Consider the following 19783-nt stretch of genomic DNA (forward strand, 5'->3'; position numbering starts at 1 on the left):
GGTTATTAGCTTAAGAGCTAATAACCTTATTATTTTGAGTTTCTTTAAAATTGCGCTTTAATGCTGTTAAAAAAGCTTCATTTGGCTCAAATATAAGCCTGTATACATTATCTTCCTTTAAAAATTCAATGGAGTACCAATTTTTTTTATCATTATTTATTACAAATTTATGCTCCTTTATATCTTTATCATTTTTATCTGTTTCATCATATGGCTTTAAACTAATTACATCATCGGGTTTTATATGAAAAAATACATGGTTTGATTTTCCGATAACCCTTTCTACCATTAGCTCATCTTCTATTATTCTATAGTTATAGAAAGCTAAATTTTTATACAATATATATCCACAAACTATGGTACATAAAAAAAGTGATATTAATGCTGCTATACTTCCATATGATGCTCCATATCTGCTAAAAAAATCAATAGCTATATTCATTATTATAACAGTAACAACAATCATAACTAATATTTTCCAAAAACTAACACCTTTATTTTTTACGGTTTGTTTAAGTATTGGTGACATAACAAAAACTCCCTACTTAATTTTGTAGTAAAAATTTAGAACATAAAGCCCCTCATTTTTACTCCTATTTTTCTTTGAAGTATAACTATTAATAACATATTATCATTAATCCTTAATAATTACAACAATCTAGGGAGTTTTAACTATCTTGTGTTTAATTGTATCCTTTATTAATTACAAGTTCTATGTTTGCAGTTGTAAGTTTTTAGGGTCATTTTTTTAAGTGATAGAAAAAACATTCTTAGATAAGAAAAAAATAATCTACATAAAATTAATGATGTAGATTATTTGGCAACCTTTAGATATTCTTTATTATAGTAATTGGCTTTTGCATTATTTACTTTAGAAGAATTTTTTTTACTATGATTTATTACATCATTCAATGCATTTTTTAATATATAAAACTCGAAGTAAGCAATTGGTATACATAATAATATTAATAATACTAACCTAAAAGATGTTTTTAAAATAGCCATAATTTCACCATGCCCTTTAATATATTTGTTATTTATTTTACCTTTAATTATTATTTGTTCTATATTTCTTTTTAATCTCCTTCATCAAAATATTAGTTCTTTTGTCCTATTTGCTGTATTCTTGTCTATCTATGTAAAAGCTATTAATCAAAAACACATTATATAGTTATTAATAGAAATTAATCCTACTATATGTATTCGACATAATTATTTGAAAATTTCAAAAATAAAAAAACTTAAAGCCCCAAATTTAAGTTAGACTTTTCTTTGCAAAATAGCATAAAAATCACCTTGGTTTAATAAATAAAACTAAGGTGATTTTTATGCTATGACGTTTATTATGCATATTCTTTTGGTATATTTGCTCTTTTCTTTAATCTTACATTAGGCTCTGAAGGTAATCCAAATAATGGTATAAATCTATCTAAACCAGTTACAGTTAAAATTAATATTGAGACTACAGCAATATAAGCCATGAAATTTAATTTGATAATATCAAAGGGTACAAAATTATGAAGAGGATATACAGCATTAGCAATACCTATATAAAAGAGAACGAAACAGTGCCATGGTATAAAATCATCGACTTATGTAGTTGAAGGGATTTTTATATGTCAAATAACTGTAAATGATATATATAGCTTTGATTGTTTTATGAGGACAATTCTTTAAAATAGCTTGTTTGATACATAAACTACTCTAAAGAAATCTGTCCTCTTTTTCTATATTCTTTTATAAACTAACACCTATAATAAGCCTCTATGTTTTTATTGGATAAATCATTTGTTCTTTATAACCTGTAATCACTCTTATATATCCATTTAACATTTCATCTATTTTTATATCTCCTGTATCTACAAGAAAAGGTTTCCCTTGTAAATTGCTGATTTTTTCTTTTGTTGCAATAACAATAATATTATCTTTTCCTACCTGCTTAATAACCTCTGGACTAATCTGTTGATTGCCCCTTCCAAATAAGTAACCTTGACCCCCTATGGGAGTTATTATTAATTTGCTGGGCTTATCAGAAATATGTTTTAATAGTTCCTTTTCCGTAACATCTAATCCAACAATTTGCTTATTATATATTAAATCTACACCTAAAAGTGTATATGGAAGATTTAAGTTTTGCATAATAGGTCTTGTAGTGGAACCCGGCCCAATTATATATAGTGTATCTTCTATCATATTATCAATAATATCTAATGAAATAGCATTCTGCGCTGCTTTTTCACTTAAAGGCGTACCTGCCTTGCGATTTTGCACATACCTTTTCTCAAAAGGTATATTTAAATATCCATATAGCCTTGTTTTTACATTTCCATTCCTATAAGCCCTTTCATCGATATCTAAAACCTCTACCTCTTTTATTAATTTTACTTTTCCCTGAAGATATTGTTTTGCTAGCTTACCAGCCCTCAAAGGACTTTGAGCATAAACAGGGGAGTGAATTTTTACTCCTGCTGGTATACCTAGTACAACCATCTCCTCTTTAACTGCATTATAAATATCCCTAGCTGTTCCATCCCCTCCTGCAAAGAGAATCAAATCTACCCTTTCCTCTAGCATTTTTCTTGCAGCATTAATAGTATCTTGTGAAGTTGTAAATTCATTTTCTACAGCAGTAATTATCTTTGTTTTAAAACCACATTCCTTTGCTTCTCTTTCTCCCATATCGCCAGAATAAGTAACTATCTCTATTTCATTACTTATTTCTTTAAGGACTTCAAGAGCTTTTTTAGCTCTTTGAGGAGCCCTAGGAAGGGCACCAAGTTCTAATGCTCTCTTAACTACGCCATCAGTACCCTTTAAACCTACTCTTCCACCCATTCCAGCAATAGGGTTTACAATCAACCCTAATTTTTTCACTTTTATCATCCTTTATACTTACTTAAGCCTTAGATTTCTTTAGATAACTTCTCCAAGTAATTGCCCATTCATCAGGATTATCTAAGCTTGATTCATCAATTTTATGGCAAACACTTCTATGTGGTGCAGTTTTTATTATCTCTGGATTTTCATAAGCTTCATTAAATACGTGTTTTAATGTTTCAATATATTCATCAAGATCTTCCTTTGACGGAGTTTCAGTTGGTTCAAGAGTTATAGGTTCTGGAACATAGTATGGATGGTGACTAGTCCAGTAATGCATTCCAAAATCCATCATCCTACGTTGAATGTCTCCAGTCGTGATTCCTGTATCATTTGTTAATTTTTTTATTGTATATCTGACTTGCTCTACACGTTGTTTTCCCTTAATGTACGGTGCATCTACACAATCGATCTCCATAAGTTTTTTAAATAAATAGTTATTATTAAGTACTGCAACTTTAGCAACTTCATATAATCCTTCTGAGCCCAAACTCATTATCCAAGCATAGGCCTTTAAAACAACAGGTGCAACTCCATTAAATAATCTAACCTTTCCAATACTATATGGATTATTTGTTATCTCATAGTTTAAGAAGTACTTGCTCCCATCATAATCAATTAATGGAGCCGGTAAATATTTTTCTAATTCCTTTGTAACTCCTGTTGCTCCTGTTGCAGGACCACCACAACCATGAGGAGTTGAAAAGGTCTTATGCAAATTAAAGAAACACATATCAAATCCAGCTTCTTTTGCTCTGGTCACACCTAAAAGACCATTAGCATTTGCTTGGTCATAGCCACACAATCCTCCAAATTCATGAACTAAGTTTGTAAATTCCTTTATTCTTGGATTGTATACTCCAGTATCTTCTGGATTTGCTACAATAAAAGCTGCAGTTCTTTCGCTTACAACTGTCTTGAAGGCTTCAAAATCTGGATGCCCATTTTCATCAGGATGAATATATATAATTTTATAACCCTTAACAGCTGGAGCTGCTGCATCAGAAGGATGAGAATATATTGTTGTAATTATCTCATCTCTTTTGTCAGCTTCTCCTCTTTCTTCAAAGTATGCTCTTACTACTGAAGCAATCGTTAAAATTCCTTGACTGCCACCGCTTGGCTGGAATGTAAATCTATCCATACCAGATATTTCTCTCATGTAAAGGTCTGTTTTATACATAATCTCTAGTATTCCTTGAACTGTGCTTTCATCCTGCAGAGGATGTACTTCAGTTATCTGAGGTAGTCTAGCCAACAATTCATTCACCTTTGGACTATATTTTACTGTACAAGTCCCTTGCCCGATTTCTATGTTAACATCTGCACCCAAGGTTTCCTGCGATAAACGCATATAATGTCTTAATACCCTTGGCTGGGATATTTCAGGAAGATTAGCTGCTTTTTTTCTTCTCATATGCTGAGGTATCTTAGATACTCCATCTCCAACAACAGCAGTAATCTCTTCTTCAGCCTTAGGGACTAATACTCCACGTTCTCCTTTTTTACTTAGTTCAAATATAATTGGCTCATCCCACTTAGCCTGATGAAAATTTCTTACCTTATAATTTCTGTCAATTCTTTTCATCTCTATCCTTCCTTTCTATAGCCTACATATTTATAACCTGTTCTACTGCCGTAACTAATTTATCTATATCGGTTTTTGTATGAATTTCAGTTACACAATATAAAGCACTTTGCCCAAACTCTGGAAAATCTTTTGATAAATCTTTTCCACCAAAAATCCCTTTTTCCATTAAGAGTCTATTAATTTCCTTTACCGTCTTACCAGTTTCATTAAAATCAACAACAAATTCCTTAAAGCTTATAGAATTGAATAGGGACCCTTTGATTCCTTTGATCTCACTAAGTCTCTTTATGGCATACTGAGATTTTTGCATAATTGTCTGACCTAATTCCTCCATCCCTTTTGGGCCCATTGTTGCCAAATACACACCTGCTGTAATCCCCCATAATGCCGATTGTGTACCAACATATTCTTTTCCATGCTCTCTATGATGTCCAAAGGAAGTTCTATCATAGGCAACGTCACCAAAACCGTACTCTCCGTCTACACAAGTAGGTGCAATACCAAAAAGACGAGATGGAAATTCCATTACATATTTTTCTTCATCACGGGTAGCTATAAAACCTGATTGTCCCCCGCCGTAGTTCATATGCATACCTAAAGGCTGCAAATCACCACATATAATATCTGCACCATATTCACTTGGCGGTGCTAGTACGCCTAGTGAGCTTGGGTCTACTCCTACAACACTTATTGCTCCCATTTCATGGGCTATGTATGAAATCTTCTGCCCATTTTCTTCTATAAATCCTAAAAAAGAAGGATTTTCAAAGTATACAGCTGCTGTTTTATTAGAAATCTTATTCTTCAAATCAACTAAATCTAATTGACCAGTTTCTTTATCATAGTCTACTTCTATTAAAATAAGATCTGGTCCACAATAATTTTTCATTATCAAAAACTTTTCTCTATCCATAGCCCTCGGAACCAATATTTCTTTTCTACCTGTAATTCTAGATGCCATCCTTACTGAGGTAGCCGCTGCTTGGGGCCAATCCATTGTCGGAACATTTACAATATCCATATCTACTAGTTCAGCAACTAAACTTTGGTATTCAAATAATGCTTGAAATCTCCCATGATCATTATAAGGCTCACCACCATAAGCAGTTAAAAACTCTCCCCTTGAATTTATTTCATCACATATAGCAGGCACATAGTGCTGCCAGCACCCTGCACCTAGAAAGTTAAGATTTTCTTTACAAGTCTTATTCCTTGATAGTAATTCTTCTACATGTCTTCTTAGTTCGTATTCAGATTTAAATGCCTTTGGCAAATTCATATTCTCCTTAAGCTTTAACTCATCAGGAATTTCTTCATGAAGCTCTTCCAAACTGTTTAATCCTAATTCCCTTAACATTTCCTCTTGTACCTCAGGTACAGAATTTGGTATGTATGGATGATTTTTAAATCCATTTATAGCCATAAGTATTTCCCTCCTATTAATATCAAATTATTATATTATGCTATACCTCCACCATCAACGACTAAAGCAGCTCCAGTAATCCAGCTTGATAGATCACTTGCTAGGAATAATACTGCATTAGCAATATCCTCTGGTATACCAATTCTTTTTAGTGGTCTATCTATACCACATTCTTCTAAGTACTTATTCATAGTATTTTCATCTAAAGCAACTCCTGTTTGTACTCCTTCATCTCTAAGCATAGCTGTATCTGTATCCCCTGGGTTGACACTATTTACACGAATATTTTGGGGACCATGGTCTATTGCCATTGCACGGGTTAAATTAACAATTCCACCCTTTACTGCACAATAAGCAGCAGCCCTATCTCCACCCTTTAATCCCCAGCCAGAGCCAGTATTTATAATGCTTCCTCCACCGCCCTGAGCCATTACAGGAATAACAAATTTAGATAATAGAAAGGTTCCCTTTAGTCCTACATCTATAACAAAATCCCATTCTTTTTCTTCTAAGTCCACAATAGTTTTTCTTACTGTTACTCCTGCATTGTTAAATAAAATATCTATACGTCCATAATTTTCTTTTATAGCATTTACTGTATCTTCTACTTCTTTAATTGAAGTAACATCACATTTATAAAACTGAGCTATTCTTCCTTCTTGCCTAATCTTTTGAGCTTCTTCCTCTCCCTTTGGATTTACATCAAGCATTGCAACATAAGCTCCATATGCTGATAAAAGCTGTGCTGTCCCTAATCCAATGCCAGATGCTGCTCCTGTAATAACTGCAACCTTACCTTCTAATGACAACAAATCCTTTTTTTGTAGCATTTTAAATCCTCCTAACTATATTCAAAATTATTATTCTTATTTCTTAAAATGAATCCTAATCAATAGATACCTTCTTTTGATTACTCATCAAATTAAGGCTTTCTTCTTGTTTTTATGTATAAGCATTTTTTGTGCCAATTTGAAAAATTTTTCATGAATATAAATTTTTTTATTTTTTATATAGATTTTTCAACACTTATGATTATTTGACTATCCAAAAACTAAAATATAAATTACATTAGCTTGCTTAATATTTTGTGCATTTCAAAATTTTCTTAAAATTTTTTGCCATTCTTGTCATTGAATTTGTCTATTTAGTCATATTGTTTTATAATTATCAGTAAAGAAATTTATAATATTTTGACTTTTTTATCTTTGCTCATAAAATAATTTTATTTGAGGTGTTTTTTATGATTTTGCTTAAAGAATTTAAAGATGATTTACAGACAATAATTGAAGCTATAAGTACTATTATCAATATTGATGCTGCTGTATTTGATATACAAAGCCATTTAATTGCTAGTACTGAATCTTATTTGAAACACAAAGGAAAAGCTGTTCATGCACCTTCAATAAAAGAAGTTCTTATTAATGGAAATGTCTTAGTAAATAAACCTGGCTATATGAAATCCTGTATAGGCTGTAGATTTAGGGAGCATTGTCCAGCAACAATCGAAATACTGAATAGTATTAGAGTTGAAGATGATCTAATTGGAGTCATTACTTTAACTTCTTTTACAAAGGAAGGTCATGATAGAATAACGAAAAATACAAATATTTACATTGATATCTTAAACGTTATTTCCGAATTGATTTCCAACATTGTATTTCAAAAACATAGAAAAAATCAATTTCAGAGCTTAGAAAAAACCCTACAAGAAGTTTTAGACCTATCAGCAGACGCCCTATTAACAATCGATAATAACGGTTTAATAACCAATATTAATTCCTCAACCCTTAATATGTTTTCATTTTGTGATTTTTACACAAAATCCATTTCTCAGCTGCTTCCTGAAAGTATGATTAATAAGATACTAAAAGGAATCTCTTTCTCAAATAAACGTGTAAAAATTAATAATTTTTATGCCAATATATCTTCAATTCCTATCAAAAACGGGAACTATTTTGATGGTGCTGTAATACGTATTAGTGAAAAAAAATCATCCATATTAAGTACAAAAAATACTAATAATAACGAATTTAATATTTCACTAAACAGCATAAAGGGAAATAGTAAGCCAATACAAGAGCTTAAGAAAAAAATAAAAAAAATTGCTAATAGTTCCTCAACTATATTAATAACTGGTGAAACTGGCACAGGTAAAGGTCTTTTAGCTAAAGCTATCCATCATGTAAGTAACCGCTCCAATGGTCCCTTTATTTCCGTTAACTGTGCTAGTATACCTGAATCCCTTTTTGAAAGCGAACTTTTTGGATATGAAGAAGGAGCCTTTACTGGAGCTAAAAAGGGTGGAAAACCTGGCCGTTTTGAATTAGCTTCAGGAGGTACTCTATTTTTAGATGAAATAGGTGAAATGCCTTTACCTATGCAAGCTAAGCTTTTAGCTGTATTGCAGGAAAACTCAGTTGAAAGAATCGGAGGAATTACTTCTATCCCAGTAGATGTAAAAGTTATAGCTGCAACTAATAAAGATATTGAAAAAATGATACAAAAAAAAGAATTTAGATCTGACCTTTATTATCGATTAAATGTTATTCCTGTAGACCTTCCTCCTTTAAGAGCAAGAAAAGATGATATTGAAGTCTTAGCTAACGAATTTCTAAAGCAGTACAATTTAAAGCTTAATAAAAATATATTAAAGTTTTCTGATAAAGTAATATCTTTGTTTATGTCCTATAATTGGCCAGGAAATATTAGAGAGCTTGAAAATATTGTAGAATACTGTGTTAACATTGAAGAAACAGAAGTTATTACTTTAAATAGTCTTCCAGAAAGATTTCTAAAGAATACAATGGAAAATACACAAAATATTAAAGCAAAAATACAAAATATTGAGCTAGAAGCAATAATAGCTGCTTTAGATAAATATGGGTGGGATGTTAAAGGAAAAACTGAAGCTGCCAAAGAACTTGGCATAGGTCTTAGAACCTTGTATAGGAGGCTTAAAAATTACAAGAAATAGTTTAAGGATTTGATAAATATAAATAGTTTCAGAATTTTTCTTTGCTTTAATATAAAAACTAAAAGTTCTCTTCTAAGCAAGAAAAATTCTGAAACGCTTTTTTATTTTATTATAATTTTACATTTCTAAATTATTTGGATAATTGCATAATAATCCTATTGCTTACTAGGTACAATATGCCTAGGTCCATCGATATAATAGAATATACTTATCGTTTTTAAAGAATTAAAATCAATATTATGCAATTTCCATATCTAAGTATTCATTCCCTAAAATCAAAAACACACTTGATGTCCATGTAAAGGCAGGATCACATAAAGCCTCTCCCGTTAATGCATTAAAGTTCTCTGCCATTCCAGATTTTAGAGCCATTTTGCAAAACCTTTGTGCTACTTCCTTTGCAAACTCTTTTTCTTCTGCCTTCATTAAACCGTCTACTAATAACATCGTAGAAGGTGCCCATATAGGGCCTCTCCAATAACCATCTGACTTATAGTACCTACTGGAAATGCTTTCAGTTGCAAATCCATATCCAGTCAAAAATCTATCTTTCTGCTTTAAACCCTCAATAAGCTTTAATCGTATCTTTTCTGGCAATTTTTTACCTAAGATAATTGGCATATATAGGATTAAGCTGTCTGAATCCTTTACATAGTCTGGACTTCCTGAAAAAGTAGCTATAAATTTATCATCTTCCCAAAAATTCTTAATCATCTTTTCTAGTGTTATATCAGATAATTGCCTCCACCCTTTAGTTTCTTCTGTTTTATTAAATTTATCAGCTATCTCTGCAAGTAAATCCATTTGTAACACTAAGAATGCACATAAATCTGGACTCTCTACTGGTGTTCCTTTGTCAAATATGGTACTGTTATCCCACCCCGAATCATTTCCGTGATTATATTGTGGTACACCGTCATTATCATCATCTCTATATTTAAGCCAGTAATTTGTCCATTTGGATAAAGGCTTATATATCTGTTTTAGTATATGATGCTGCTTAAAATATTCGTTTCTCTCCATCATCCACTTGAAAGCCCATCCATGTATAGGAGGCTTAGTACAGCTCCAAGATAAATATTTATCATTTATAAAATCAGGAAATACACCACTGCTATGTTGATTATCAATAAATATCATAAGTTGTTCAAGGGCTAGCACTGGATTTTTTTTTGCTAAAGCCATTGCATTAAAGCAGTTATCCCAACTCCATATGTTTGTCATCCAATTATTAGACATGTACATAGCTGGTCGGGTCAAATTCCCTTCAGGTTTTACCACACAAGACCATGTAATATAGCTGGCAAGCTCTTTAGCTGGTTCAAATTCCTTTGGTACAGGTAATGTATTTTCCAGCCAGTTATTATACTCTTCCCAAACTTTTTTTCTGCAGTCTTCAAAATTTATATCATATTTTTTTTCTTCCCAGACTACCTTATATGATTCTAAGGCTATTTCGGAATATTCATTATCATCATTAGCTTCTAAATTTATAACAACATGGCTATTGCCTATCATCTCCCATGGAGCATCAACATGGATATTACCTCTCAATTTGCTCAGCATAAATTTTATTTCTTGTGAATAACTTGTTATCTCCCATTTTCCATTTTTTAACGGTATTATATTATCATATTTTTTCATATTAAGGGTAAGTCTCAATCCAATATTTTTTGAACGTATTCTAATTACATCGTAATCAGGAATACATATTTCCACCATGCCATGATTTGTTTTTAATTTCAATAAATCAGGCGTCGCAATCTCCTCATAGGGAATCGTTTTTCCTAAGTATGTTAATTCAATTAAAAATACAAGACCTAAATCTTCATCTCCTCCTCTAATATTTCTTAAATATAATCCATCCTTAATGCCATTTCTACCTGAAATATTTGAAAAAACTAAGAATGAACCATATCTACTAAAAGGTATTGTTCTAATATCAAAATTCACAAAACCATTCCCTTCTTAAAAACATAATCCTTCCCTTATAATTAAATTATTAATTTATATATAACTTATCAATTATTGTATTTACTCCTACTCAACCTTCTCTTTACTTAATTGAATATGTGATATTTCGTTTCCAGAAAATGCCCTAAATCTTAATTTAAAATTAAATTCTTTTAGCTCTAACTTATACTGTGGTAATTGTTCTTGTCCACAACTTGCACTGCCTAACCCATTTTGGCGATAATCCAAATTTAAAAATATTTTTTCTCTAGGAATCAATTCATATTGATGCTTTGATTTCTCTAAATCTTCCTTTGTAAAATAATGTGCACTGAATTCTAGCTGAGGAAATCCTTCTGCAAACATGCCTACTCCACTTTCATCTGTCAGTGATACCCAATATACATCGGTCCTATTACCGTTTTCCTGGGGATAAACATATGGAGTATATAATTCCTCAACCGTCTTTTTATAGATACCAAAGGAATTAGCCATTTTACTATCACAATATGATTCTCCAGGACCTCTTCCATACCATGTAACCTTATTTAATTCTTTGTTTAATTCCATTTCTAATCCAATCTTTGGAACAAATTGTGGTACTTTTCCTTCTGGTTTACCCTTCACTTCCAAAATCACATCACCACTACTATAAATTTTATATGTATATTCGCTGTCTATACCCCAATCATAGACTGGTGGTGCAATACGTGACTTACACTTTATTTCAACAAAATTACTATTTTTTTGTAAGCTGACAGCTTTTATATTATGCTGTAATAAATGTAAATATTTTTTACGCCAATTCTTAATCACATACATATCATTATCTATTGGTGCTCTCCAAAAATTCAATCTTGGCCCTTTACTCATTAGTAAATTATTATCAAAATACCACTCTTGTATTATCCCTTTCAATTTATTAAAAGTTATGTTAAAGTTTTCTCCTCTAACATAAATAATATTTTTATATTCATTAACATTTAAAAGAGCTTCTTGGGCTATTCTTTTCTGATACTTTTCTTTTTTTACTGGTAATTTAAATTGAGCTGATGCCACCTCATAACCATGCTTTGCCCATGGCAAATCACTTTTTAAAGCAAATCCTATATTTAACCAATAGTCCGCATAAGAGCACGTCTTTAGTGGTAAAGTATATTGTAACTTCAATACCTTATCTTTTCCTGCTTTTATATCACTAATATCTTCTTTGCCACTTTCAATGATTTTTCCATCAGTTTCTATGCTCCATACCAAATCTAGATGAGCTAATGAAATAAAATTATATAGGTTATAAACTTTAACTTCACCATATTCTAAATTAACTTCCTCCACTTTAACAGGCTCTATAATTTTTTTATATTCAATAAGTCCTGGTGATGGTGTATGATCTGGACGTACTAATCCATCTATTACAAAATTAGAATTATTAGGCTCATCACCAAAATCTCCGCCATAGGCAAAATACTCTTCACCATTTTCTGCTTTTTTAGAAATTCCATGGTCTATCCATTCCCAAACAAATGCCCCTTGAAGTCTATCGTATTTATAAAATACATCCCAATGCTCCTTCAAACCACCAGGTCCATTTCCCATTGCATGGGCATATTCACAGATTATATGAGGTTTATCCATATCTTCTTTTTTTCCAAGCTCTATTATTTTATCTAATCTTGTATACATAGTACTAAATACATCTGTTACCTTTCCTTCCTTATCTCCTTCATAATGTATAAGGCGAGTTGAGTCAATTTCTCTACAAGCTTTAGCCATAGAGCTATGGTTTTTACCAAAACCTGACTCATTGCCTAGAGACCACATAATAATAGAAGGATGATTTTTGTCTCTATGGACCATTCTTTCTATTCTATCTATATAAGCTTTTTCCCATTTTTCATCATTACTTAACCGGTTTATATCATCAATTAATTCAAATCCATGACACTCTAAATCCGCTTCATCTATTACATACAAACCATATTCGTCACAAAGGTCATAAAATCTCGGATCATTAGGATAATGGGATGTTCTTACAGCGTTTATGTTATACTGCTTCATCATAATAACATCCTGCTTCATCCATTCTAGTGGAACAGCTCTTCCTAGCTTAGGATGGTGGTCATGTCTATTTACACCTTTCAGCATAATAGGAACACCATTTATGAAGAATTTACCTTCCTTTACTTCTATGTAACGAAAACCCAGCTTTTGAGGAATTACCTCTATAATCTCATCTTTATCATTTTTTAAGTAAATCAAAAGCTTATATAAATATGGTTCTTCTGCTGACCATTTCTTAGGATTTTCAATAATAAACTCTTTGTCTAATTTCAATTCATTCATTGCATCAATATTAATACCAGTTATAGTTTCTCCACATAAAATATATTCTTCTAAGTTATCCAATAAATCAAATACAACTTTATAATTCTTTAAATTTCTTTGGGTTTGGTTATTTATTTCTAAGCTTAGCTTTAATACTGCATTTCTATATTGGCTATCAAACCCTGTCTGAATGAAAAAATCTCTTATATGTATTTTATTTTTCTTTATTATATAAACATCTCTAAATATCCCACTGAGCCACCACATATCCTGATCTTCTAAATATGACCCATCGGACCATTGATATACCTTTACAGCTATAACATTGTCACCCTCTGTAATATAAGAACTTATATCAAACTCTGATGCCATACGACTTCCTTGACTATATCCTACTTCCTTACCATTTATCCACACATGAAAAGCACTATCAACACCCTCAAATCTTAAAATCACTTTTTCCTTTATCCAATTTTTATTAATATAGAACCTCCTCCTATATAGTCCTGTTGGATTTTCAGATGGTACAAAGGGAGGATCAATTGGAAAAGGATAACATACATCAGTATAATGTGGTTTTCCATATCCCTGCAGCTGCCAATGACCTGGAACCTTAATCTCATTCCAGTTACTATCATCAAATGATATCTGATAAAAATCCTCAGGTGCAGCTTCAGGAAACTTTAAAAAAGAAAATTTCCAAATTCCATTTAGAAGCTTAAATCCATCAGAATTTCCTCTCTCAAATGTTAATGCCATATCTTTATTAGAATATGAAAAAAAATATGCTCTGCTTTTTAAACGATTTCTATGTAATATATTTAAATTTTCCCAATCATTTACTTTGCATGTTTTCATATTTGTATTACTCCTTTCTTAGTACATATATTACCTTAACCTTTTAAGCCTGTATTGCCAATTCCTTCAATTATATGTTTTTGTGCTATAAAAAATACAATTAAAGGAGGTATACAAATTAATGTAGTTATAGCCATTACTGCAGACATATCAACATCATAAACCCCTTTAAATTGTGCTAATCCAAGAGTTAAAGTATATTTACTTTGATCATTTAAAAAAATCAATGGTCCCAAATAGTCATTCCATACAGTCAACATATTAAATACAGCAATTAATATTAATGATGGCTTCATTAATGGCAAGAAAATCTTATAATAAATTTGAAATGAATTAGCCCCATCAATTCTAGCAGCTTCTTCTAATTCAACAGGTATTGTTAAAAGAAACTGCCTTAATAGAAATATATAAAATGCTGAACCAAACCACGCAGGTACAATTAACGGCTTTAATGTATTAATCCATCCTAGTACGTTAAACTCCATATACAACGGAATCATAGTTACATCCCAAGGAATCATCATAGTTGCCAATAATATCATAAATAAAATGTCTCTGCCTTTAAAATGAAATCTAGAAAATCCATATGCAATCAATGAACAAGATATAACTTGACCAATAGTAGTGAATATAACTACAATTGCAGAATTAATGAAAAATTGATTAAAGGGTTGTGATGTCCATGATTCTATAAAGTTATTTATATGCCATTTTGAAGGAATCCATTTAGGAGGATAGGCATATAACTCCGCTTCTGATTTAAATGCTGATGTTATCATCCAAAAGTATGGAAATAAAAATAGTATTGTGGATCCTATTAATAATGTATATACTATTATTTTTTGCTTCTTTGTTAAGCTTAACAATTTTATGCACCCCATTCTATGTATATCCAATATAAGTATTCAAAATATCCTACAAAAAATAATAAAAAAACTCAATATTTCTTCAAAGAATCTTATATAAACTCAAGCTATTTATCTCCATATCAATTGCTTTTTCTACAAACTAAAGCTTTTATTTGCTTTTCTTGACTTCACTTTCATAATAAACCCACATAGAAGAAGATTTAAATACTAAAGCAGTAAGGAATAAAATAATAATAAACATGAACCACGCATTGGCTGATGCATATCCCATATGAAAGTATTTAAAAGCATTATTATACACATACATAGCATAAAAATATGTTGATTTCATAGGTCCACCACCAGTTAAAACAAGAGCTAACGTCAATTGTTGAAAAGCACCTATTATACTCATAATTAAATTAAAGAGTATTGTAGGAGTCAACAATGGTAATGTAATTCTAAAAAACTTTTTTATAGAATTAGCTCCATCTATTTCTGCTGCTTCATACATTTCAGTTGGAATATTTTTTAATCCAGCTAAAAATATAAGCATCATCGATCCCTGTCCCCATAAACTTGCTATTATCATAGCTCCTAAGGACCATTTAGGATCACCTAACCAATCAGGTCCTCGTATGCCAATCAAAGAAAGAAAATAATTCAAAATACCATATTCAGAGTTAAATACCCATGACCATATCATAGCTAAAGCAACTCCCGATATAACTCCAGGTAAATAAAATACTGTTTTAAAAAAGGATTGTCCCTTTACTTTCTGGTTTAGTAACAAGGCCAGTGATAAAGCAATAGTTATATTCAAAGGAACTAAAATAGATGCAAACTTTACTGTTACTCCAAAAGAATGCCAAAACAAAGGATCCTCTGTAAACATAGTTTTATAATTTTGAAGCCCCACAAATTTAAAATCGCCAATAATAGGCCAATCAAAGAAGCTAATTATAAGGGAAAACACTAACGGTCCCAGGGTAAAAGCTAAAAATCCTATTATCCATGGAAGAATAAATAAGTAAGGAGTTAATTTTCCTAACTTTTCTTTTTTGAAAAAACTTTTGTTAACTGGCTTAGGCTTATTAGTTAAAGCTGCTGCATCAGATTTCATATAAGTCCACCTCTTTTACTGTAATTACTTTTTTCAAATAATTGTTCTACAATTTATGAAAAAATACTAAATAGAAAAGCACTAGGTAATTCTGGAAATTATACCCATATACAACTTAACCTAGCACTTCCCAATATCTATAAGTGAATAAAAGAAAAATGTCTTTAAATCAAGGTTTTGAAAACGTTATCCTCATTCTTTTAAATTAAACTTTATAATTCTTTAGAAGCTTGTTTAGCTGCCTCATCAAATATCTTGTCTACATCTGGATTTTGTTTATATCCTTCAAAACATTTCTCAAATGCATCTTCTAAATACTTTTGTATGTCCTTCCAATTAGGATGTAATAAGAAGGCTGGTGTTCTTTTATCTGTAGTTTCTAACATTTTGTAAAATGAAGCAAATATAGGATCATTTTCATAATTCATCTCTTTAACAATACTTTTTCTAATTGGCAAGTCTGCTGTTCTCATTTTTATTGCTTCTTCAGCAGCATAGAATTTAATAAATTCCCATGCTAAATCCTTGTTTTTTGAATCCTTAGCCATAGCTACAGCTGATACACTAAGCACACTACAAGCTGGCTTATTTCTCCCAAATGATGGAAGAGGTGCTACACCAAAATTAATTTTAGCTTCCTTAATTCCATTTAATGGCCAAATTCCGCTTTCATACATTGCTAATTTATTTGATTTGAAAGTTTTACTACCACTTATATCTCCACCTAATTTCAGTGCTGTTCTTTCCCGTAACATATCAACAAACATTTTTACTACTTCTTTTGTCTCTTTACTATTCATATATCCTTCAATGGTTTTACCATCAGGACTTATATAGCTGCTTCCATTACTCCATACAAATTGTTCAAAATCATATGGATCTGGAGATCCTGGTACAGCAAATCCATATTGTTTTTTATTCTTATCTGTTAAATTCTTAGCCATTTTTCTTAAATCATCCCATGTCCATCCAGCCTTTGGATATTCCAAACCTGCTGCATCAAATAAGTCTTTATTATAATAAATTACATGGGAAGTAAAACCTGCTGGTATTCCATAAATCTTTCCATTGATTGAGCTATAGTTAAATAAACCAGAATAAATATCATCAATATTTAGTTCAGAGGATTTAGCTATGTAATCATCCAATGGTTCTAAAGAAACATGGTAAGTTGGAAAATCCCACATATACATTACATCTGGTGGGTTTTTTGCTCCAAAAGATGCAACTAGCTTCTGATCAAATCCATCTGCATATGCTTCAACCTGTACCTTTACTCCTGGATTCTGTTCTTCAAACTTCTTAGCTATTTCCTGTTGAATTTTTAAAGCATCACCAGAATCCCAAGTCGCAAATCTTAGTGTAACCTTTTCCTTATCAGCAGTGTCTCCAACATCTGAAGAAGAACAGCTTGTAGTTATTAATAGCAATGCTACTATCAATAAACTTACTATCATTTTCATTATTCTCATACAAATTCCCCCTTATGATTTTTTTAATATTATTACTATAATCCCAAATCACTTAGACTTAGGAATACATTAACTTGCTAGCTCTTCAATTATAGATAAACAACATTAACATTTAAAATAAATTTCAAAGAAAATAATGAACGCTTCTACATTTTTTCTTTGAAATTTATTAAACCTTGAAGTTGTTTATCTCTAGTTAGAAATTAATATAATTCTTTTTATAATTTAAGCATTTCCAGAATTATTTATAAAATTTGCATAATACTTAATTTAACACTTTACGCACAATATGTATCTTTCATCACATCAATGGAACTAGGCATATTGTGCTTAAGAATCAACAAAATGTAATTATGCAATTTATTTAATTGACATTTTATAGATTGAATTTTCAACTGCTTTGCCTGATTATTAATTTCGTAGGTATAAAAACCTGTATCCCAACACCTCTATCGTATGCTATCCTCTCTTTCATTGTACGTACAGCCATAATACCCATAAGTTCAGTATTAGCCCTAATAGTTGTTAAGGCTGGCACAACAAACTCTGCAGTAGCAATATCATTACAACTAACTATAGCAACATCTCCAGGTACTTTTATTTTCTTTTCACTCAATGCCTTTAATGCACCTATAGCCATAGTATCACTTGCTATAAAAACTGCAGAAGGCATATCGCCCTGTTCAATTAATTTCTTCATTGATTCATATCCCTGTTCACAGGAATATTCTCCTTCCACTATCACATACTCGGGACATAATTTATTTTCCTTCCGTAATATTTCATAATATACAAGTTCTCTAATATCTTCAATTTTTGCTGATGAAGAATGCTCTAATTCCGTTATGCGGATCTCTTTTCCTCCAATAAACCCTATCTTTTCATGTCCTAAATCTATTAGATAATATATGGCCTCTTTTACAGATTTTTTAAAATCCATCATAACAGAATCTGCCGATTCAACTTCAGGGTCAAAATCCACAAAAACAACATGTTCTATATCAGTAAGTAGCTCATGGCAATTTGTTTTTTCATATTGACCTTGACTTCCTACAACTATTAATCCATTTAGAGAATATTTCTTTATATTTTTCTTTATTTCAGAATTATAAAACATTTCTATTATATTAAATCCGCATTGTATTCCCTCTTCTTTTATACTGTGTCTTATAGATAAATAGTAAGGGTCATTAAGTTCTTCTCTTTGAGAATATAGTAATAAAAGTCCTATATCATGTTTTTGTTTTACTGCTTGCCTTTTATATTTATTACGCTCTTTTCTTGTCTTGTACTGGAGTTCTTCCGCTATCTCAAGGATTCGCTGTCTTGTTTCATCAGATATCGATAAGGTCTTATCTTGATTTAATGTCCTTGAAACAGTTGCTATTGAAACGCCTGCCATTTCTGCAATATCTTTTATTGTAACCATATTACCCCTCACTTCATTAGTTTTTTTATCTGTAATTAATTATAAATATATAATTTTTTTATGTATTAGATAAATAGTATAAATTTTAGTAAAATAATCAGCAAGTTTACTAGTAAAATTTATTTATATTTTACTAGTATTTTTTTTACTTGTCAATTATATAAAATTTTTTATATTCAAAAAAATATGAATTTAGTATATAAAATTTTATAATTATTGGATAAAGATTTTCGCCTTAATACAGTATTTTAAGTTTTAATTCTTAGGTTGTAAGTTGCAAATTAAATTCTTTATAGTAGACCTTGCATAATCTATATAAATATCCGTCAATGAAACTTTTTGTATAAGTGTTTAATTTCTAAAAAAAAAATAGTAACGAAAGGCATAACGTTACTATTTTTCTTTAAAAAATTTAAGATATTAATATAAACTTACAATTTTGAAATTATGGAAAATTTTAGAAATATTATATTTCATAATATCTTCAAAATACAACAAGGTCAGGTATTGCACAAAATACCAACCTCCAACTATTGACAAAGAGCCAAAAAAACAAAGAACCTGAAAGCTTTTTACTCTCAAGTTCTTTGTTTTTAACTGGCAACGACCTACTCTCCCAGGCGGTTACCCACCAAGTACCATCGGCGCTGAAGGGCTTAACTTCTGTGTTCGATATGGGAACAGGTGTATCCCCTTCGCCATAGTCACCAGATATATTTGCACCTTCGGCGCAATTTTAAGTCTTTTTAGTAAACCTTTGAGGGTCTGTTATATGTTCTAATGTTGTATGTTGTAATGAGGTCTTTCTATAAAGCTTTTTCTTTAAAGATTGATCCTAAAACATTTTAACCTTCAACATTCTAACATATCTCGTCTTTTTGTTCCCTCAAAACTGAACAATGGAAAATCT

Annotated in this window: 14 protein-coding genes and 1 rRNA gene; 1 reads left to right on the forward strand and 14 read right to left on the reverse strand. The window is 30.9% G+C overall.

Going from position 1 to position 19783, the window contains the following annotated elements; genetic code table 11:
- Positions 1-10 precede the first annotated feature (10 nt).
- The 7 genes from BUB36_RS12125 to BUB36_RS12155 form a co-directional block, all read right to left on the reverse strand.
- The gene (locus BUB36_RS12125; RefSeq protein ID WP_073150535.1) at positions 11-529 is read right to left on the reverse strand and encodes a hypothetical protein; all 519 of its coding nucleotides are present in this window, start codon (positions 527-529) and stop codon (positions 11-13) included.
- Positions 530-813: 284 nt separating this feature from the next.
- Positions 814-1005: a hypothetical protein gene (locus BUB36_RS12130; RefSeq protein WP_073150539.1), complete on the reverse strand. Its 192-nt coding sequence runs from the start codon at positions 1003-1005 to the stop codon at positions 814-816.
- A gap of 338 nt (positions 1006-1343) precedes the next feature.
- Positions 1344-1481, reverse strand: coding sequence for a hypothetical protein (locus BUB36_RS20000; RefSeq protein ID WP_207550811.1), 138 nt, complete (start codon positions 1479-1481; stop codon positions 1344-1346).
- Between the two features lie 283 nt (positions 1482-1764).
- Entirely contained in the window at positions 1765-2874 is a 1110-nt protein-coding gene (locus BUB36_RS12140; RefSeq protein WP_073150542.1) for an ATP-NAD kinase family protein, read from the reverse strand.
- A gap of 22 nt (positions 2875-2896) precedes the next feature.
- Positions 2897-4465, reverse strand: a complete 1569-nt coding sequence (gcvPB, locus tag BUB36_RS12145) for an aminomethyl-transferring glycine dehydrogenase subunit GcvPB (RefSeq protein WP_073150544.1) — start codon at positions 4463-4465, stop codon at positions 2897-2899.
- 22 nt (positions 4466-4487) lie between these two features.
- Positions 4488-5891 carry an aminomethyl-transferring glycine dehydrogenase subunit GcvPA gene (gene gcvPA / locus BUB36_RS12150; RefSeq protein ID WP_207550812.1) on the reverse strand — a complete coding sequence of 468 codons (1404 nt, stop codon included), beginning with the start codon at positions 5889-5891 and terminating at the stop codon, positions 4488-4490.
- Between the two features lie 35 nt (positions 5892-5926).
- Positions 5927-6721, reverse strand: a complete 795-nt coding sequence (locus BUB36_RS12155; RefSeq protein ID WP_073150547.1) for an SDR family NAD(P)-dependent oxidoreductase — start codon at positions 6719-6721, stop codon at positions 5927-5929.
- 410 nt (positions 6722-7131) lie between these two features.
- On the opposite strand from BUB36_RS12155, the gene BUB36_RS12160 reads away from it, so the two are divergent.
- Positions 7132-8865: a sigma-54 interaction domain-containing protein gene (locus tag BUB36_RS12160; protein ID WP_073150550.1), complete on the forward strand. Its 1734-nt coding sequence runs from the start codon at positions 7132-7134 to the stop codon at positions 8863-8865.
- 237 nt (positions 8866-9102) lie between these two features.
- Here BUB36_RS12160 and BUB36_RS12165 read toward each other — a convergent pair whose 3' ends face one another.
- From BUB36_RS12165 to rrf, 7 genes are all read right to left on the reverse strand, one after another.
- Positions 9103-10818 carry an amylo-alpha-1,6-glucosidase gene (locus BUB36_RS12165; RefSeq protein WP_073150553.1) on the reverse strand — a complete coding sequence of 572 codons (1716 nt, stop codon included), beginning with the start codon at positions 10816-10818 and terminating at the stop codon, positions 9103-9105.
- An 87-nt stretch (positions 10819-10905) separates the two neighbouring features.
- Positions 10906-14001 carry a beta-galactosidase subunit alpha gene (gene ebgA / locus BUB36_RS12170; protein ID WP_073150556.1) on the reverse strand — a complete coding sequence of 1032 codons (3096 nt, stop codon included), beginning with the start codon at positions 13999-14001 and terminating at the stop codon, positions 10906-10908.
- 35 nt (positions 14002-14036) lie between these two features.
- Entirely contained in the window at positions 14037-14867 is an 831-nt protein-coding gene (locus BUB36_RS12175) for a carbohydrate ABC transporter permease (RefSeq protein WP_242655804.1), read from the reverse strand.
- A 151-nt stretch (positions 14868-15018) separates the two neighbouring features.
- Entirely contained in the window at positions 15019-15972 is a 954-nt protein-coding gene (locus tag BUB36_RS12180; protein WP_073150561.1) for a carbohydrate ABC transporter permease, read from the reverse strand.
- Positions 15973-16184: 212 nt separating this feature from the next.
- The gene (locus BUB36_RS12185; protein WP_073150564.1) at positions 16185-17444 is read right to left on the reverse strand and encodes an ABC transporter substrate-binding protein; all 1260 of its coding nucleotides are present in this window, start codon (positions 17442-17444) and stop codon (positions 16185-16187) included.
- Between the two features lie 391 nt (positions 17445-17835).
- Positions 17836-18873 carry a LacI family DNA-binding transcriptional regulator gene (locus BUB36_RS12190; protein ID WP_073150567.1) on the reverse strand — a complete coding sequence of 346 codons (1038 nt, stop codon included), beginning with the start codon at positions 18871-18873 and terminating at the stop codon, positions 17836-17838.
- Between the two features lie 595 nt (positions 18874-19468).
- Positions 19469-19585: ribosomal RNA gene (gene rrf, locus BUB36_RS12195) — 5S ribosomal RNA — on the reverse strand.
- Between the last annotated feature and the right edge of the window lie 198 nt (positions 19586-19783).

This window comes from Paramaledivibacter caminithermalis DSM 15212 (genome assembly GCF_900142245.1).
GTDB classification, from domain to species: Bacteria; Bacillota; Clostridia; order Peptostreptococcales; family Caminicellaceae; genus Paramaledivibacter; species Paramaledivibacter caminithermalis.